Here is a 584-nt window from a genome sequence, read left to right as displayed (position 1 = left end):
GGTCGCGGGCGTCGGCGGCCGCGCGCTCGACGAACCGCTCGGCGAGCCCTGTGCCGCGGAACGGCTCCGCGACGTATATCTCGCCGATCACCAGCCGGTCCGGGCGGTCGAACGGGTCGGGACACTCGTCGACGCTCGTCATCAGCAGCCCCACGAGGTCGAGGGCGGGGTCGGTCACGTCGGCGGTCGCGGGGTCGACTTCGGCGTCGTCCGCGCCGTCGCCGGCGGTCGCGGCGACCCAGCCGCGGCTCCCCGCCTCCTCCAGTCGGTCCCGGGAGAAATCCACGTGTCGCTCGATGAAGCGCTCCGCGGGCCAGTCGGCGAGGTCGTGGGCCGCCACGGCGTCGGCGAGGTCGCGGTTGTACGGGAGCCACAGGTCGGCCGCGTACCGGCGGAGGGCCGCCTCGTCGAGCGGTAACCGTCGGATCGCGGGTCGATCGGCGGACATACCCGCCGTCTCGGCGGGCGATGGAAGTGCTTTCCGGGTGCGTGCGACCCGTCCGCATCCGGCGATATCCGGGAGACGAAAGCTTGAAACGCCGCTCGCCCGACCTGACGGGTATGGAACTGCGGGTCATCGAGAA

1 protein-coding gene is annotated in these 584 nt (G+C 72.4%); it reads right to left on the bottom strand.

The annotated features are described in order from the left end of the window. Window positions 1-448: GNAT family N-acetyltransferase (locus tag D3D02_RS18600; RefSeq protein WP_121571342.1), on the bottom strand; the 448-nt coding region annotated here is incomplete at its 3' end. Window positions 449-584: the final 136 nt, after the last annotated feature.

The sequence above is a fragment of the Halobellus sp. Atlit-38R genome (assembly GCF_003665925.1).
In the GTDB taxonomy this organism is placed as follows: domain Archaea; phylum Halobacteriota; class Halobacteria; order Halobacteriales; family Haloferacaceae; genus Haloquadratum; species Haloquadratum inordinatus.
The sequence above is the reverse complement of the archived record's forward strand: the minus strand, read 5'-3'. Positions and strand labels throughout refer to the sequence as shown.